Source organism: Bradyrhizobium sp. 1200_D9_N1_1 (assembly GCF_052075915.1).
Taxonomy (GTDB): domain Bacteria; phylum Pseudomonadota; class Alphaproteobacteria; order Rhizobiales; family Xanthobacteraceae; genus Bradyrhizobium; species Bradyrhizobium diazoefficiens.
Genome location: NZ_CP197226.1, coordinates 7,855,344 through 7,873,743, shown reverse-complemented (window position 1 = coordinate 7,873,743; position 18,400 = coordinate 7,855,344). Strand labels below are relative to the sequence as shown.

Here is an 18,400-nt window from a genome sequence, read left to right as displayed (position 1 = left end):
AGCAGCTTGTGAAACGGCCTTGAGAAGCCGCGATCGAGCCAGCTCTACGGCCGCCTGTTCGGCCGATCGGACCTTGCAAAGTCGTGTTGTGCTGCCTGGCACGCGCACCGGCTGCGCGTGACTGTACAGATTAGATCGGTGGGACGGCATGGCCTTCCATGGAGAACGGGATGTTGAGCATAGGACTGAGTGGCGGCCTTGACAGAATCTATGAAAGCTCTCCGGAGCTGCCGAATACATTTCTTCACGATGGCGCTGCGGTACTTGTGCAGGACGGCCGCGTAATTGCTGCTGTCGAAGAGGAGCGCCTCAACCGCGTCAAGCACTCCAACAAGTTCCCCAGCAATTCGATCCGATACTGCCTTTCTACCGCAGGAGTCGAGCTCGGCGACATCGACCGTATCGCGTTCTACGCGACTGAAGCTTACTGCAAAGCCATGCTCGAGCGCCTTTCTGTTTCTCAGCCCGTTCCGTTGGACCCCAAACTGTTGCTGCGGCAGCTGTTGGCACGGGAATTAGGGGCCGAGATCGATCCGTCCGGGTTTCCTTCGTGAATCACCACGAAGTACATGCCGTGAGCGCGTTTGCCATGTCCGGGTTCGAGCAAAGTCTGGTGTTTGCGATCGACGGCGGGGGCGATTTTCTCTCAGGCTTAATGGCGGTAGGGTCCGGGACCGTAATTGCGCAGCTTGTAAGTTTCCCGGAACACAACTCTCTTGGGCTGTTCTATCTCGAGACGATCCGATATCTCGGCTGCGGGATGTTCGACGAATACAAAGTGATGGGGCTTGCACCGTATGGTGATCCCGATCGCTATCGCGAGCTCTTCGCGCAGTTCTACGAGTTGTTGGACAGCGGTGGCTATCGCGTTCACCTGGATCGAATCGGACCAGCCCTTTTGCGCAACATCCAGGTTCGGCGAAAGGGAATGCCATTCACCCAACAGCATCGAGATGTCAGCGCGTCGCTGCAGGAAGCGCTGGAGCGGATCGTGTTTCACACCCTGCGGCACCATCGTAAAGCGACGGGCATGACACGCCTGTGCCTAGCTGGCGGGGTGGCCCATAATTGCACGCTGAACGGTAAGCTGCTTTATTCCGGGCTATTTGACGACATCTTTGTTCAACCCGCGGCGCACGACGCCGGTTGCGCACTCGGCGCTGCATTAATGGTATCAAGCGAGCTAGGCAGGCCAGCGCCGCGCGAGCGACTGCCGGACGTTTATTGGGGGCCCGATCTTGGGAACGAGCAAGCCACAGAGCTTGAGCTCAACGCATGGTCAGGCCACCTCGACATTCAACGAAGTGATGACATAGCATCCAGTGCGGCGGACTGGATGGCAAATGGCGCTGTAATCGGCTGGGTTCAGGGGCGCTCTGAGTTCGGCCCACGTGCGCTTGGTAACCGCAGCATTCTAGCGGACCCGCGGCCTGCGGAAAACAAGGATCGCATCAACGCGGTGGTCAAGAAGCGCGAGAGCTATCGCCCCTTTGCGCCATCTGCATTAGAGGAGGATGCGAGCGAGTTCTTTGAGCTCCCCGACGGCACGCGGCAGCTCCCCTTCATGAACTTCGTAGTTCGCGTGCGTGAAGCCAAGGGTAACGTGCTCGGTGCGATCACGCACGTTGATGGGACGGCTCGGCTGCAGACCGTATCGCGCAAGACAAACCCCGCCTACTGGGACGTCATTAATGCGTTCAAGAAGCGAACGAGCCTTCCGATTCTTCTAAATACCTCATTTAACAACAATGCCGAGCCGATCGTGCAGTCCGTGTCAGATGCGATCACCACGTTTTTGACGACTGATCTGGACGGACTTGTTGTTGGGCCGTTCCTCGTCAGGAAGCGGCCAGCATCACTGCAGGATTGGAGTGCGCTGGCTGCGTCATTGCCGCCGTACGCATCCCTTCATCGTGTTCGCTCCCACATAGCGCCAGATCGGCAGGAAACGGTCTGCGAGATCCGCATGGGACATTCCGCCCACTCTAGTATGCGTATCTCACCTGAGCTTTTCGAGATCTTGATGCGAATCGAGGGCGAGGCGTCGCTCGGGTCGCTTTTCGACACAGCCCTGCTGGACCAGGCCAAGCGTGAAGATCTTGTGAAGGAATTGCGGCTCGTATGGGAGCTTCGGGGCGTTCGCCTGCATCCGCTGCACGCGGCTTGCCGTCACGATAATGTACAAAGCGGAACATAGCCATGACTCATGCGCATGGCCACGCCCATGCGTGCATGTGAGGGGACCAGGCCATCCGATGCAGAGCGGGGCATCGGGCATCGGGCTTCGGGCAGGTCGATGCAACACCGTTGAAGAAAGGACGATCGTATTGAGAGAACGCGGCCCGTCACGGATAGCCCTGCTATGAAGTTCTACCGATGCAGCTCGCCGGCACCGCGATTTCAGGCCGTGACGCCGGGCGAGAAGATACGCGAGACGTCTGTACTGACGTCTCTTGTCCAACCAGGAGCGCGCGAAAAGGCAAGGCAGATGGTTAGCGGTTCGAGCAATGATCGGTTCGTAGTGTCCCGGCGACGTACGGGGTTTGGCGACTGTCTGTGGTCACTCGCGGCAGCCTGGCGATTTGCAAAGCAGACAGGACGGACGCTAGCCATTGATTGGCGGGGATCTTGTTATCTTGATGAACCATTCACCAATGCCTTTCCAGTCTTCTTCGAACCGGTTGAAGACATTGGCGGAGTGCGAGTAATTTGCGATGACGACATCAATACGCGTTCGTTTCCAGGACCATTCTTTCCAACATGGTGGAACAAGCCATCTTTCGATTGCATCTATCGACCGGACGAGCAGATTTTCAGGGAACGCGATCAACTCGATCAACTGTTCCAAAGTCAGAGAGATAGTGACGCTAACACGGTTGTGTGTGATGCCTGCCTGATGTGGCGCTGCGATCAGGAAGCGGAACGCGAAATCTTCCGGAGTATTAAGCCGCGGCCTGAAATTCAGGCCCGGATTGATGCTATCTACCGCGAGCACTTTGAGCCGTACAGCGTAATCGGCATTCATGTCCGGCATGGCAATGGCGAAGATATTATGGGGCATGCCCCTTACTGGGCGGACACGGAGCGCGCCTTGCGGCAGATCTACAATGCCATTGATGAGGCCAGGAGTTTATCCCACGCAAAACCTGTGAGGGCGTTCCTGTGCACGGACAGTGCGCTCGTCCTCGAGCAGGTTTCGGTTAAATTTCCCGATGTCTTCGCGATTCCAAAGCAGTTCCAGGCGCCTCAAGCGGGCCCATTGCACCATCCCGCCCTCGGAGCTGAAGGCGGCTTTTCTGCCCTCACCGAGATGTATCTCCTTGCCCGCTGCGACACGGTGATCCGTTTTCCGCCAACGAGCGCTTTTACGCGCTATGCGCGTCTTTTCGCCCCACGCGTTATAGAATTCGATTTGAACGATCCGGGCCGGTTGATCCTGATTGAAGACAACTCGCAAGCGCTTATGGCTTCGTGAAAGTCGCAAACCCGCGTGATCGATCTCACCGCCGCTCTTTACGTCCGATAGCCGTGGAAGTTCTTCTCCGGGCGACGATTTTCTGGCCCGCGGGCTGTCATTGCCGCAACGTTCCAGGGGCGAAGAGAACGAAGCCGCGGCCGAATGCGTTCGGCTAAGGCGCGGCTTCGACAACAACGGCCCTAAAGTGCCGCTGCGTTTTACAGAAGGAGCACGCCTTCGTCTTCGCTTCGGGCGGGCCGCAGACGGAAGCTAAACAACGCTCAATCACGGATGAACATTTCAGCTCGCCAGCTCATGCTTGGAACTAGCGCCGCGAAATCCAGTGCCGCTCAGAGCATGGCGCGATAGATCAAAAGTGGCCGCCGACGAATCTAACGTGCAAGCTTGGTACATCAGTTTTATGTTGGGGCGGCTAATGGCCGTGGCCGTTATCCCCGGGCATTTTTCGACTTCGACGAGAGGCGCCGGCCAGCCGCAGGCTCGTACGGTTGTGCGATCGTGAAAGCGAACGCGGGCTGGGTAGCCCTTTCATGAAGCGGGCGAGTGCTCGCGAACTTACGTAGCAGAGTCACCATCGCTGTCAGAAAGCTCACCTCCGCTGTCTTGAATGCGCCAAACATTCCGCGTGCGCGACATTAGGACGCAAAACGGAAGCGCATTTACGTACATCGCAGTGGCGCAAATCCTGCTACGCGTGCGCGGGCGCAAAAGTAGAGGAGGCGGCCGTGGGTCTCGATCTGCCAAATGACAATCTGATCCGAGGTCCGCTGCCCGAAGCACATTTGGATCGCCTCGTTGACGCTGTTAATGCGCGCGTTGATCGTGGAGAACCGAAGGTGATGTTACTCACCGGCGCATCGCGCGGAATTGGCCATGCCACTGCCAAGCTATTCTCGGAGGCAGGCTGGCGCATCATTTCTTGCGCACGCCAACCGTTCGACGGCGAGCGATGCCCCTGGGAGGCTGGGAATGACGATCATTTCCAGGTCGACCTCGGCGATCATCGAATGCTGCCGCGCGCAATCACCGAGGTTAAGAAACGCTTGGCCGGTGCGCCCTTGCACGCGCTGGTGAATAATGCGGGTGTGTCGCCGAAAACGCCCACAGGCGATCGGATGACATCGTTGACCACCTCAACCGATACCTGGATGAGGGTCTTTCATCTTAATCTGGTGGCTCCGATCCTGCTGGCGCAGGGTTTGTTTGATGAGCTAAGAGCCGCGTCAGGATCGATCGTGAATGTGACTTCAATCGCGGGCTCGCGGGTGCACCCATTCGCCGGTAGCGCCTATGCGACCTCGAAAGCTGCGCTTGCGAGCCTCACACGCGAATTGGCCCACGACTATGCGCCGCATGGCATTCGCGTCAATGCGATCGCGCCCGGCGAAATCAGGACCGACATGCTGTCGCCCGACGCGGAAGCGCGCGTCGTGGCAAGTATCCCGCTGCGCAGAGTGGGTACTCCGGACGAAGTGGCCAAGGTCATCTTCTTCCTATGCTCGGATGCGGCGAGCTATGTTACGGGTGCCGAGGTGCCGATCAACGGTGGCCAGCATCTGTGAAGCGGCCGGCCCGGCGGCGAAGCTGACTTGAGCTTCCCAACGGACTCACGTTCTCCGCTGACCACGCGCATACAATCAACAGAAAATGAATCGAAGGCACACGGCAAGTTTACTGTCGTGCCATGAAAAAGTGTCACGGTTCGATGTCATCTCGTCAACACTTGGCGCTAGATCGAGAGTGACATGCAAAACGAACCTCGCCAATCCGGACATGGGTCCAGGGAGGATGATCAAGGAAACGGAGACAGGCTTATGCTGCATATCCCCTCCTCGAGCGAAAGACCTGCCTCGCAGCCGGAACCGGAGCGTGCCCCCCCGGGGGAGCCGTCGCATGAGAGCGCGCTGGCCGGCATCTACGAAATATCGAAAATACTAAATGCTCCCGGCCGGCTCGAAGTCACCTTGGCCAACGTTCTCGGTCTTCTGCAATCGTTTGTGCAGATGCGACACGGCCTCGTCTCGCTGTTCAACGATGACGGCGTTCCAGAACTTACAGTTGGCGCCGGCTGGAGCGAAGGCACTGACGAACGTTACCGGACGTGCGTGCCGCAGAAAGCAATCCACGAGATCGTAGCGACAGGCAGGTCTCTTATGGTCGAGAATGTAGCCGCCGAGACGGCCTTCAGCGCTGCCGACCGGGAGGTTCTCGGCGCCTCTGATAGTATACCGGTAGCGTTCATCGGGGTCCCGATTCGCGTTGATTCGACGGTCGTTGGTACGCTGACGATCGACCGTATCCCGGAAGGCAGTTCAAGTCTTCTCGAGTACGATGCGCGGCTGCTCGCCATGGTCGCGAACGTGATAGGACAAACGATCAAGTTACATCGCTTGTTCGCCGGCGATCGCGAACAATCGTTGGTGGACAAGGACCGGCTAGAGAAACAGACAGTTGATCGTGGGCCGCCCGCTCGCGAGCGCAAGCAGCTTCAGGCACACGGGATCATTGGCGACAGCCCGGCGCTGAGCGCACTGCTTGAGAAGATTGTCGTTGTAGCCAGATCAAACAGCACGGTTCTGCTGCGTGGCGAATCCGGTACCGGGAAGGAGCTGGTAGCCAAGGCCATTCACGAGTCGTCCGTTCGTGCTAAGCGGCCGTTCGTTAAGCTGAATTGCGCGGCGCTCCCCGAGACGGTCCTGGAATCGGAATTGTTTGGCCATGAGAAAGGTGCCTTTACCGGTGCTGTCAGCGCCCGCAAGGGGCGCTTCGAGCTTGCTGACAAAGGGACGCTATTTCTTGACGAGATCGGAGAGATCTCACCTCCGTTCCAGGCGAAGTTGCTGCGAGTTCTGCAAGAGCAGGAGTTCGAGCGCGTCGGCAGCAATCACACGATTAAAGTCGATGTTCGGGTGATAGCTGCGACCAACAGGAACCTTGAAGAGGCTGTGGCAAGGAGCGAATTCCGCGCGGACCTCTACTATCGTATTAGCGTAGTTCCCTTGTTGTTGCCGCCGCTTCGCGAAAGACGCAGTGATATTCCGCTGCTCGCAAGAGAGTTCCTCAGAAAGTTTAACAGCGAGAACGGCCGCTCTCTTACTCTGGAGGCGAGTGCGATCGATGTACTGATGAGCTGTAAATTTCCGGGAAATGTCCGCGAACTCGAGAACTGCATCGAGCGGACCGCGACACTCAGTGCCGGAACATCGATTGTAAGAAGTGACTTTGCATGCAGCCAAGGCCAATGCCTTTCCACGACGCTTTGGAAAAGCACATCGTATGGCAAGACAGACCCGGCGGCACCGATGCAACCGGTGCCTGCAAAGTCCATCATCCCGCTGGCTGAAACGGCCCCTCCGCCGCAGGCTGTCTGCGAACCGGGCTCATTGGCACCTTCCGGCACAGTTCTCGTTAGTGGTGCGAGAATGGCTGATCGCGAGCGGGTCGTTGCGGCTATGGAAAAGTCTGGCTGGGTGCAGGCCAAGGCAGCGCGCCTACTCGGGCTAACCCCGCGCCAAGTCGGCTACGCGCTGAGGAAATACGGAATCGAGATAAAGCGGTTCTGAGCGCCCCGCATCGGCCTGGACTGATTCCGCCAAATCGATAAGTGAAGACGGTCCGCGTAGTTAATCTAGCAATCTGAGGGGAATGGACCGCCGGGGGCGTCGGCTTGCCACGACCCCGAGAAGGGCTCAACTATTCAGCGACAGATGGGGCGGAGAGCCTCACTTGCGAGTCGCACAATCGCGAACCGCCGGTTGCTCGAAATGCAAAGAGCTATCATCCTTATCTCAATCAAGCCGGATTGGCGAACGCAATGCTTAATGACCCTCGACCGGTCCGGGCCTGCAGGGGATTAGCGGCAGTCAATCCGCAAGCAGTCCCGCCGCCACTTGCCAGCGTGGTGCTGCGAAACAGCGCTGTCCGAGCCTGCTTTGTGCCGGCATCCCTTTCAGGAAGCGCGGGGTAGAGAGGGCGCACTACCCGGTGTTAAGCCTTGTGACAGCGAGCGGTCCCAAGCGGCGGGGATGGTACAAGACTTGCTGTTCTCTTCCCAACTGACGTAACTTTAGGAGCAACACCTTGCATAATATTGTCTGCATCAAGCAAGTTCCGGACTCGGCGCAGATCCGCGTGCACCCCGTGACCAATACAATCATGCGTCAGGGAGTGCCGACCATCATCAACCCGTATGACCTATTCGCGCTCGAGGCCGCGCTGGGGCTGCGCGATCGGTTCGGTGGCGAAATTACCGTGCTTACCATGGGGCCGCCATCGGCAGAGGAGTCGTTGCGAAAGGCGCTGACTTATGGTGCTGATCGCGCCGTCCTACTTACTGATCGCTGCTTTGCGGGCTCGGATACGCTGGCCACTACGTATGCGCTTGCAACAGCGATCCGGAAAATTGGCAAGGAATATGGTCCGGCAAACCTCATCTTCACGGGAAAGCAGACCATCGACGGCGATACAGCGCAGGTTGGTCCTGGCATCGCGAAGCGACTGGGCGTAGGGCAGCTAACTTACGTTGCGAAGGTCAGATCCGTGGACGTCGCCAATGAAACAATTGAAGCGGAGCGGCGCTCGGAAGGCGGTGTGCAGGTTCTGCACACTAGGTTGCCCTGCCTCATCACCATGCTTGAGGCGACGAATCAGATTCGGCGAGGCGCGATGGCGGATGCCTTGCGTGCCGCGCGAGCCAAAATCGTGAAATGGAGCGCGCAAGATGCAGGTGTCGAAGACATCTCCAAATGTGGGCTCAAGGGCTCGCCGACTGTCGTCAAACGTGTGTTCGCTCCCCCTGCGCGGGCCGAGAGGGCGGCGCTGGTTGAGTCCGCCGAGCAGCCGGCGCAGGCGCTAATAGACGCAATCTTCTTGAATCAACCGAAGCTCGAAACCGATCTGGCGACACTTGCTCGTGACGCCCGATCTGGACTGTCCGGGCAATGTTAGCAACGCGCTCCAAGAAATGTATCAACGCTCGCACCCGAGTCGATGAGAGCGCAACATGTCGTTGTGCAACGCGGTAAGCTACCATAAGAGTTTGCTATGCCATCCGTCGATCTCGCCATCGGCTGAGGCCGCATGTTCCGTAGAGCACGTTATCGCTACGATCGAGTCCGGAGCCGCCCAGGATTGCCGGGGCACGGCCAAACAGGCCTGCGCATATTTCAGATCTTCCGTTTTGTCGTGTTCGACCGTGGAAGACCATTGCTTCCTCCGTACCGGTCGCGAGCAAAGACGGAATACGTCAGCAACCCGGGTCACCATGCTAGCGCTGCCGTCTGCACGTCCAAAGCCCTGTCGCTGGCTTTAAGGAGCAAAGCCAACCTATGCGGCGCCTTTGAAGCAATCCGCCAATTCAGCAGCCGTGTGTATGTGAACAGCCGCTGTTTCGTTCCTGACGGCGGTGCGCAGCCTCTCAAGTGCTATGCACTTGCTATGAGGATAGGTCACAAGTGTTATACCAGCTTCTTCGGAATCTGACGGAGCAAATTCAAGAGTTGGCATGATGGTTGCTGTTAGCCAGTAAAAATTAAGAGGGGGTAACCGCGAATGCGAAGAACAGGCGAGCGGCATGCCACGAACGACCTGAGGCCCTGTGAGGTCGGTAGGCACGAATTGGATTTTACAATGCTGTACCAAGTTGACAGCGGTTCGATGAAATGGCGGCAGCAGCAACCGCGAGGGCTTCATTCATTTGCTCAGGCAGCCAAAGCTGCACCGCGCGACTAGGCGTGTCATTCGCGCATGCGGCATTAGCATCAGAATGGCATGCGCGGCGAAGTATCCAAGACGATTCTCCGCGCGCATGCTCGCCGTGGCTGCCATTGCGGCATCGGATTGCTGCTGGACTGGAAGCCAACCGGATCCTCGCCGCTCCCTCAATGAACGAAGTCCCTTCGATGCGCATGACCAGGACAGAGAAGACCGCAATCTGCCGTGGCCAGGAGAACGACGAAAGTTTGCGTGAAAGGTGAACGCAACATTAGGCCCTTTGAAGCCAATGAACTCAGCGCGGTCAATAGTCGGCCCGGACATGAAGGTAGCTTCGTCAAGGACCGTTTCGCTTCTCATCTGCAGGGAGTCAAATGATATCTCAAGCGTCTCGATTTGCACCGGATCAGCCTCCGAAGTTATCCTGCGAGTACTTGACTGAGCGAGTGCGAGCCTTGTTCGGCCCGCATCCGTTCGCCTCCCAGATGTCCGGAGACCAGGTCGCCAGCCTGCTGCCTGAATACCTAGCGATGTCACAGGCGTTCCCGTACCTGCAGGCAGGGTCGCAAAGGGACCTCATATTCGATGCAATGCATCAAAATCGGGACATTGGGAGGGACATTGAACTGACCAGCGTGGTCGCGAATTTTATCTGCTGGGATGAGACCGGTGGCCATGGCGGGATTCTCCGGGGCGGCAAGGCGGCGTTGCCCGATATTCTTTTGACAGAAAACTTTCACTCCAACCTCTTGAGAAAGGATGCTGCACGACTACTCGGCAGAGCGATAAGGCCCAACTATAGCGACAGGACGAAGCAGTACCTGCATTCTCTCTATGCCGGATTGTCATCGAAAGACCCCCTGGTTCGTTGCGCCTACATGGTCGCCTTTGAGCTCCATGCTGCAGACATGATCCAGTCGCTGTGGACCACTCTGGTCAAAACCTTCAAGGCGCGGCCGGACGATCTTGAGTATTTTCGCGGCCATGTCGGCGGAGAAGATCCCGCGGAGAAGTACCACGGAGAAATGACAGGCCGGCTGATTGGTGAACTTGTGCAGCCTGGCCTTAATGATCGCTTTTTGAATGAATTCGGCCGAGCCTATCGGCTCAGCGTCCAGTGGTGTCGCGATCTGCTCGGAACGGCGGCGCGTACGGGAGATGATCACTCCGAGATGCAACATCATGGCCGTTGTCATTGCGGCGCTATCAAATTCTACGTCAATGCACCTCGAGAGCTCTCTGCAGTTCGATGCAATTGCTCAATTTGTCAAATGTCTGGATTTGTCCACTTGCTCGTACCTGGCGATAAGCTGCGCATCGAGTGCGGCGAAGAGTTCCTCACGACATACCAGTTCAACAAGAATATTGCGCGGCACACGTTTTGCCGGCTTTGTGGCGTAAAGCCATTCTATAGGCCGAGGTCGAATCCCTCCGGGTACAGCGTAAATATCCGATGTCTGGATAGAAAGACCATCGAGCACTTAAGAATATCTGAGTTCGATGGCGCGCATTGGGAGCAAGCATTCCTGTCAATGCAGCAGGACCCGGAGTCATGCTTCGAAGATCAAAGGAGTGAGCTCGAATGGCGCGCGCAATGAAAGATAAATCCTGTCTTCTTTCAGAAGAAGTCCTGACAAAGTACCGGACTGAGCTGCTAGTAAAGGGGTCCGTCGTAATCGCCCCGCAAATGTTATTCACTCAAGACGACATAGCCAGGATCGATCAGCTGCAGGCTGAGATTCCGGAAGAAGAAGTGCGGGAGGGAGATGCGGGCGACTTGCACAGCGTCTTTGTCCAGCGCGTGAGGGTAGACCCGCCCGGCCACGCGCCTAGCAACGTGAGTGGTACTGCTTCGGGTCAGATCATGGAGCTGCTCGAAAGTAGAGATCGCAGCTTCGCGCTAAGAAAGATCTTCGGAGCATCCGCAGATTACGTGGTTCGCCGATGCCAGATGCATCGTATGCCGCCGGGGTCCTTTATCGGCATTCATTTGGATGCGGCGAGTGATCCGGATTTCGAGTACTCGGTGATTGTGCAGCTAGCGAGAGACTTCGACGGCGGTGAATTCGTGGTATATCCAACCGGGTACGAACAACACGTATTCCGGCCGCCATTTGGCGCTGTGCTTGTCACAACCTGTAAGGTCCGGCATGAGGTAAAGCCGGTATCAAGCGGGGAGCGCCGATCCCTCGTATACTTCTGTTCAAAACGCAGCGGCGTGAACCGCCGGATCATCGAGGGTTCTAACGCTCGGCCCTAGCGTGCCGCGCCTGGTATGGGTCTCTGCAAATCGTGGGCTGAGCGAGCTCTCCGGGGAATTGATGGCTTTCCCATCTTGCGGGTCCTTCGTGAGGTCCGACACGAGTCTGGTCGCAAGCGATGGCTTACATTGATCGTACGCGTCCGGTGACGGCCCCTAGTGGGCGTCTTGAGCGGATGGCCGACCTCGCTCATGGGGCATGAGCGACGTTCTGAGGTTACCAATTCCGGGCGTGAGTTCGTGGACGCGCTTGGCGAGATGATCCAGCAGGCAGGCCAGCACAAGCCTGTGGATCTAGGGCTTGGCTGTGGCGATGAAGTGATCGCTTTGGTCGTGTCATTGTTACTCCAAGCTCTGCGCCCCGATCCGGGCCTTTTCCTCGCCCGTCCATCGTCGGCGACGATCCCAGTGATCACCTCGACGCGACGATCACCTTGCTACTGGCTCGAGCATGGTATTTGCCATCGTTCCTCCTCCACGGATCCGTTCATGCCGAGCTGTATCGCGGGCGCCGAAAGGGGAGCGGTTGGGGCCTCACGCCGTTACAATGGGCCGAATATTTCCACCACAATCACCACAATCACGAGGAGAGTGGTCGCAAAGGCCATGATGACCATTCCGCTGCCCGCAGGTAGGAGGCTGAGAGGCGAGGCGATAGGATTGCAGATCGACGGCATCACACGGGGCGGGAGATTGAGCCTCTCAGTGCTATCGAAGATATAGCTAGTCGGGCGTCGGGACTCACGGACCACACATCCAAAGCTGGGTTGCATCCCCGCGGAATTGTCAGCCAGCTGGTCCCGACCGGGGTTGTCCGGCGGCTGCCCGGGAACGAGCGGCGTTTGGCTGTAGTAGGGACCACCATGCTTGGAGCTCGGTGCCACCTCGCGCAGAGCAGTCTGCCTGACAAATGCGGAACTTGCGCCAGCGGCCACATTCATGGCTTTTGCAACTCCAGATGCAAGCAGAATCAAAGCCAAGTCGAACAAGATCAATCGGATCAGCCTCATTGGGGCTCCGAAGATAGCTGCTGCGGCCGCGTTCTTTGCGGCAACTCCTGCTCCTATGCAGCAATTTACGTGCCGGCAAAGTGCGGTCTTTTGGGGCCGCTTATTTCATAGTGAAACTCGCATAAACCCAAGCCAGCGAGTGCAATCGCCCATCGTATTGTCGAGTTTCAACGTAGGCGTCGCAAATCGGCCAAGCAGGACGTGCAATGCGATTAGCTTTTGGGGTCGGCAACTGCGCTGGCAGCCTTACGCCATGACGCTCGTCGCTGTACAAGCTTCGGCGCACCGCTGGTCTCGTCCGGGCCGAACAAGAGCACTCTCATAGGGCCACCATTCATCGTCCGACCAAAGCTTGCTCGGTGATTGGGGCACCTTCGTCGCCACGTGAAGGAAGGGAGGCGCGCGTTCCCGGTGCGCGATGGAGTATCCCAGGCTTCGAAGCGATGAATTGAGCGGCTGACGATGTTTGCTACGACTTCAATAGTCGGTGTTGCTGATCGTGGGCCGCGGGCCTGTTCGGCGCAATCACAACGCACTCCACAGTGCCAGCCTTTTCATCGGCAGCAAGCGGGATCACGCCCTCCTTACGTGTGTGGTCGAATATAAGTCCATCCTTGACGAGACGATCATGCGCCGCCCGGAAGGATGCTGATCGCACATTTCTCACAGATAAAATAACGTTACAGCCGAAATAGTCGACGCCTAGCAGCCGGACGGCAATGTTGTGTAACACCGAGCCGCCACCCCAGCGGCCGTTCGCTTCATTGAACAGCAACCGCCCGTCTTGTGCGAAAATGGCGTCGATGTTGATCATTCCGCGATACCCCAGGTCTCGCGCGAGTGCCACAAAACGGTAGGCATGGGCCTGGGCAGCTAACAATTGCTCTTCCTCCAAGTCGCTTGGAAGCTCAAGTCCCGTCCAGATCAGAGCTCTTTCGGATCGGTCTGCGCTTTTACGCAGACGTATGCTTCCACTATTGACAAAAGCGATTGATGCATCATCCTGGATTGTATACTCGAGATAGAATAAAGATCGGGCCAAGTGGTACGATTCCACGACCAGCGTCTTACACGAGGCTGTTGTCATCTCAGACCACAATGCTTCGGGATCAAACGACGGCCACGAAACCCACCGAGTATCTCTGGCTCCAGGTAGCGGATCGCTCTTATTGCTGGTCAGGATGACGTTTCCAACTCCACCAGCTCCATTATCCAACTTTACAATGACCGTGCCGGTCTCGGATTTGAGGGAGGTGACGGCTTTGAACAGTCCATTTGGGTCTGTCGCGACTGATCCATGGGGGAGCGGAAGTGCAACGCTTGTTGCCAATTGACGGAAGTGGCTCTTGCGATTCAACAGATCAGGCCCGCGCTGCAAAGCGAAGTCGTCACCGGTCTTCGGTATGCCTAGAATGGCCGCCAAGCGTGCGACGCCTTCAGTAGAGTAGCAGGGATACAATTGCCAGTCTGATTTCTGGCGAATATGTCTTTTGAGCCGCTCGACAACAGTTTTGGACAGTAACGTACAATCATCGAGGATTGTCGATTGGCGGCTCGCAGGTACAAGCAGGCGAAGAGCCGATGAATGGAAATTGAGCGTTCCGCCAATGAAGGATAACAGATCGGCCGGGATCACTACCGGAGAGACTATCAGGTCGCCCTCCTGAGCAAACCACGCTGAACGAAATGCCGAGTTGGCGGCCAGCGAAAGTTGAGCTTTTGTTAGGTGGGCGCCCGACATCTGAGGCGTACCGGCATTCATAATCAGGATTCGCGGCATTCTCGACCTCCGGACATCTGGTCGTGATCAGGATGGGATCGTCATGGCAACCACGAAGTCGTTGCCATGCCGTGGCAAGGCTCTGGGAGAGGGGAGAATTTGCGCCATCTCGATGTCACCTGCGATGCAGCGGGAGAGAACGGCCCGCCTCGAATCTGCCGATCTCAATTTATGGCTCGGCCGCGTATGAAATGATCTCGCAGAGCCCGATAAACGGGCTCTGACCAAACATGGGCGATCAGCGCTTGCGCCTCGATCCGGCAGTCGCCGCCGCTTGGTCACATAAGCGGCGGGTGCGTCTTCCCATCGAGCAACGGCTCGACCGACCAGCATTCGGCTACATTTGGATGTTCCGTAAGCACTCGCTCTATTCTTGCTGGAAAGATATTCTCGCTTGAAATAATCGAGAGTTGTTTTGCCGCGGTGAAGCGGAATAGATCCATCGGCCTCGCAGTGTCCATTGTCGCCGGCGAGGCTGGGGATCTCGAGTCGGGCTCCTCTCAGGGCACCAAACTGGCTCTCCAAGGCGCGAGCGATCCGCTCAATGTATCGATTGAGGATGACATAGCTGGACGGCTTCCGTTCGAAATGAATCGCGGTCTTGTCAAAGGTATAGGTAGCGCTTCCCTCGGCCGGGGTGGAAAAATTCAGCTTGCTATTCATGCGTGTCAGGTCCGCGCATTCTGTTTGCGCCACCCGCAACGGCCCCCCAAATCCTGACGAGGCCCCGGTCATATGCTTCGGCTGGCGCTTGTACAGGCTGTGCTCACACGGTCTTGGCGGAAGCCTTCTTTTAATGGCTGTCATGGGGTGCGAACGATGGATATCGCTCGAGGGAAATCTGCCGATCGATCGATCACTCCGCTCTGCTCAGCTGCGGTGTGCATCTTCCGGTAATGATCGGCACACCACGAAGAGGTCTTCTTGCCGCGTTTTTGATATACAGGCTCGCCGCACATATAGGCCGCTCTCATATCTCCATCTTTGAAACCGATGATGCAACGGCACTGGCCTTCAACATGATGAACTAACAGGACCTTCTTAAGGCCATCGCGGTCTTTCAACTTGCTGCTCCAGCCTGCCAAACAATTTCTTCCGATGCCGCGCTGGTCACGCGGAGTCGCCCGCGCGGGCCACTCGTCGAAACCCGCGCGGGCTCACCATCTGCCAAACCTTGCACGGTCGAAACGCCTTGCCAGGTGCGGAAAGGAGCTTGAAGGTGGCGGGTTCGGCGAACTGAGTTTTGTGCGTTGCTGCGCGAGACGAGCAGCTTCAGGAAGCGGGCGCCACCTAAGCGCTTCCGATAGACTTCCACGTCGATCAATTCTGACCTTATCGGCTCCCGTGGCGAAGTGGCCGCCGGCGGCCATATTGTCAGGATCAGAAATGCCGAACCATTTAGAGCTACGTGCGAGCTCTGGCGCCGCGATCGGAACTCGCTGCACAGCCCTCCCGAGCGAGGGACTATAGACAATGAGGAGCATGACCGGCCATCGGTCAGCGGATATGACCAGCTGAGGCATTCGCAGTCCCTCACACGATAGGTGCCACGCCCGAGAGCGTACGATTTAACGTTACGTCAGATTCAAGCCCCTTTTTTGCGGCCTATGAAAACGTGACCAAGGTAATGCTGGCCCAAGCAGTCCCCCAAGGGGCTATCGCGAACATGTAGCGCCGCCGTGAGGGGGGCGAGCCCCAGTTAATGAGGGCCATTGAGGAGAGATCCAGCGAACGCGTCGGCGGCGTACCCAACGCACGTCGCCGCTCGCTTCCGGCGAAATTTGGAGTTGCTCAGGGGGCGTATGCGGGAATCACCATCGGCGGTCAGTCTGAGAAGGCGAGATATCGAAGCCAAGCTTGGCAAGTGTTTTTGGCGTTTGCGTAAAGCGCCACGCTGGCCTGCCAGTCTCTCGGCATGTAGGCGGCAACGGCGCACCTAATGCGCTCTCAGCAGAACACGTCGTTTTGCCTCGAAAAGATGCTCATCCAGGGTATCGTGCAGCGCACGCCGCAGCTCTGGCGGGATGGAGCTATCTGTATCGATCAATTCCCGAAACTTCCGGATGATGTGTTCTATTGTTGCGATCGTTCCCAGTGTTTCCATCCTCTGCCAGGGCATCATCCATTGTCTCCTTTGGCGCGTAACGCACGTTGCGCCGCGGGTCCTCACCTCAGCAACCGGGCCGAGAACAGCCTCTAGTCGGCAAAGGGGTGGCTGTCGGACACCTGCTCAGCGCGAGTTGTTTCGTCAGCGGCGCTCACTCAAATTCCGCAGAGGTGGCGCGCATTTGCAGCTGCAATATTCTTGCGCACGTAAGCTGCACTCTTGATCGCATTAGTCGAGCCTCAGCCAGCTCAGCTTTAGGCGTTTGAAACCGCAATCAAGCGAGTCAGCCGGGCGGCTGCAGCGCCGTGATCAAGTGATTCTTGGCCAAGTGCCACGCCTTGCTGTAGGTTCGAGGCGCGACCGGCCACCACCAGTGCCGCCGCCGCGTTCAAAAGTGCGGCATCACGAAAAGGGCCTGGGAGGCCGTCGAGCACTTTCTCTAACGCAATGGCATGAGACTCGCAATCACAGCTCTCCAGCGCATCGGCGCGGTAGCGGGAGAGCCCGGCTTCTTCCGGCGTCACTTCGAACGTGCGGACTGTACCGGCCTCGACCGCAGCAACAAAGCTTGTCCCGGCGAGGGATATTTCATCGAGCCCGTCCGAGCCATGAACAACCCATACCGAATCGGCACCCAGGTTCTTCAAGACGTACGCCAATGGCTGCACCCATTTGCGAGCGAAAACTCCAAGGATCTGCCGCTTGACGCCGGCCGGATTAGACAAAGCCTCGATTAGATTGAACATTGTGTGGGTTCCAAGCACGCTTCGGATCTGGCTGATGCGCTGCATCGCAGGATAGCCGGCTGACGCAAACATGAAGCCAATGCCGGCTTCGTGCACACAACGTGCGATCGCATCAGGCTTGAGATCGACCTTTACGCCTAGACTCGCCAACACGTCTGCGGTGCTTGAACGCAAAGTCGCAGCGCGGTTAACATACTTGGCGACAGGAACGCCGGCCCCGGCGACGATGAAGGAAGCGCACGTCGATACGTTGAGCGGACGCATCGCCCCGTCGCTCGCACCAGTGATATCGATGGGGTCGCATTGCATTTCCACCTTGGGCATTAAATTCCGCATTGCGGACGCGGCGCCGGTGACTTCTTCGACTGTTTCGCCGCGGACTCTCATCCCAATCAACAAGCCACCGATCTGCGAGGGAGTTGCGTCACCCGACATCATGCTGTCGAACGCTGACGCAGCCTCCTCGCGCGTCAGTATGGCGCCCGTGGCAACTTTCGCGATGATCGACTTGAGCGGTTCCATCGAACTGTGCACGTCCCTTGTCCAATCTGAGCTGCGACCGTTCAGCCAGACGTCTTTGCAGCCGAGTGCCTTGTTGCAGCTGCCTGTCTATTCGCACTCGCTATGCCGCACTTGTCCAACAGGCGGCCGACAGATGAAACGTGAGCATCTGTGGCGACGCTACAACCTGACGCTACGTGAGGGTCAAGCCCTCTCCATTCGATGGTGCCCTAGATAGGACGCCGGCGGCTGGTCAGAGGACTGCAGTCGCTTGATACCAGAACAATAGCGTCGTCTCGAGCCTGCTTGCCGGCGATATTAGGAGGGTCACAAGGCTTTTGGCTTCCGGCGCCGCCGTGGCGGGGGCCGCCGGTTAACCTTCGTGCGATGTGCTGCACGTGAGCTGGGACGACTTCTGGTAAGGAGCCGGGCGGACAAGTCGTAGCACCTTCACTTCGATCTGCTGCTCTGATTGCCGATGTCCCGCCCGGAGATCACGTATCGGCATTGCTGACTGAGGCGATCTTGCTTGGATCTGAGGCAGACAGTGATAGCAAAGCGATCTGGTATGTGACTACTACAAAGGCGTAACACGTCTTCCATACAGGCCTCTTTCTCCTCTGCGGTCGGCGCTTGATCAAGCGCGTTGGCTGGCGCGAGCATGACCGTTGTCATTGCCAGGCCAAGAGCGATGGCGCCGTAGCGAAGTCCGAGGTCCGAAGCCAACTTAGTTCGTTGTTTCTGAATCATAACATTCCTTCAATTCGGGTGGGGTGACGTTTTGTTCTTGCTGTGTGCGGAGCGCA

General features: G+C 57.5%; 12 protein-coding genes and 1 pseudogene. 7 read left to right on the top strand and 6 right to left on the bottom strand.

Annotation, left to right across the window (positions count from 1 at the left end):
• Positions 1–170 precede the first annotated feature (170 nt).
• The 7 genes and pseudogenes from AB5K84_RS37315 (at position 171) to AB5K84_RS37285 (ending at position 11,450) form a co-directional block, all read left to right on the top strand.
• Positions 171–2,197 (top strand): annotated as a pseudogene (locus AB5K84_RS37315) (carbamoyltransferase family protein).
• A 165-nt stretch (positions 2,198–2,362) separates the two neighbouring features.
• Positions 2,363–3,475: a nodulation protein NodZ gene (locus AB5K84_RS37310; protein WP_011084832.1), complete on the top strand. Its 1,113-nt coding sequence runs from the start codon at positions 2,363–2,365 to the stop codon at positions 3,473–3,475.
• Positions 3,476–4,203: 728 nt separating this feature from the next.
• The gene (locus AB5K84_RS37305) at positions 4,204–5,040 is read left to right on the top strand and encodes an SDR family NAD(P)-dependent oxidoreductase (protein ID WP_011084833.1); all 837 of its coding nucleotides are present in this window, start codon (positions 4,204–4,206) and stop codon (positions 5,038–5,040) included.
• A gap of 252 nt (positions 5,041–5,292) precedes the next feature.
• On the top strand, positions 5,293–7,041 hold the full coding sequence (gene nifA, locus AB5K84_RS37300) for a nif-specific transcriptional activator NifA (protein WP_014497807.1): 1,749 nt from the start codon (positions 5,293–5,295) through the stop codon (positions 7,039–7,041).
• Positions 7,042–7,558: 517 nt separating this feature from the next.
• Positions 7,559–8,425, top strand: a complete 867-nt coding sequence (locus AB5K84_RS37295) for an electron transfer flavoprotein subunit beta/FixA family protein (RefSeq protein ID WP_011084835.1) — start codon at positions 7,559–7,561, stop codon at positions 8,423–8,425.
• 1,211 nt (positions 8,426–9,636) lie between these two features.
• Positions 9,637–10,788, top strand: coding sequence for a GFA family protein (locus AB5K84_RS37290; protein ID WP_014497805.1), 1,152 nt, complete (start codon positions 9,637–9,639; stop codon positions 10,786–10,788).
• Positions 10,773–11,450 (top strand): 2OG-Fe(II) oxygenase, encoded by a 678-nt coding sequence (locus tag AB5K84_RS37285; RefSeq protein WP_441232731.1) that lies wholly within the window; start codon positions 10,773–10,775, stop codon positions 11,448–11,450. Before AB5K84_RS37290 ends, AB5K84_RS37285 begins: the two co-directional genes overlap by 16 nt.
• A gap of 542 nt (positions 11,451–11,992) precedes the next feature.
• Here the strand turns inward: AB5K84_RS37285 and AB5K84_RS37280 are convergent.
• The 6 genes from AB5K84_RS37280 to trpD form a co-directional block, all read right to left on the bottom strand.
• Positions 11,993–12,460: a hypothetical protein gene (locus tag AB5K84_RS37280; protein ID WP_018647484.1), complete on the bottom strand. Its 468-nt coding sequence runs from the start codon at positions 12,458–12,460 to the stop codon at positions 11,993–11,995.
• Positions 12,461–12,929: 469 nt separating this feature from the next.
• Positions 12,930–14,240 carry a peptide ligase PGM1-related protein gene (locus AB5K84_RS37275; protein ID WP_011084841.1) on the bottom strand — a complete coding sequence of 437 codons (1,311 nt, stop codon included), beginning with the start codon at positions 14,238–14,240 and terminating at the stop codon, positions 12,930–12,932.
• Positions 14,241–14,267: 27 nt separating this feature from the next.
• A complete protein-coding gene (locus AB5K84_RS37270; RefSeq protein WP_223153701.1) occupies positions 14,268–14,903 on the bottom strand; it encodes a hypothetical protein in 636 nt (211 codons plus the stop codon).
• A gap of 140 nt (positions 14,904–15,043) precedes the next feature.
• Positions 15,044–15,304, bottom strand: coding sequence for a hypothetical protein (locus AB5K84_RS37265; RefSeq protein WP_133415003.1), 261 nt, complete (start codon positions 15,302–15,304; stop codon positions 15,044–15,046).
• Between the two features lie 872 nt (positions 15,305–16,176).
• Positions 16,177–16,362: a hypothetical protein gene (locus AB5K84_RS37260; protein WP_014497801.1), complete on the bottom strand. Its 186-nt coding sequence runs from the start codon at positions 16,360–16,362 to the stop codon at positions 16,177–16,179.
• A gap of 239 nt (positions 16,363–16,601) precedes the next feature.
• Positions 16,602–17,615, bottom strand: a complete 1,014-nt coding sequence (gene trpD, locus AB5K84_RS37255; RefSeq protein ID WP_011084845.1) for an anthranilate phosphoribosyltransferase — start codon at positions 17,613–17,615, stop codon at positions 16,602–16,604.
• Between the last annotated feature and the right edge of the window lie 785 nt (positions 17,616–18,400).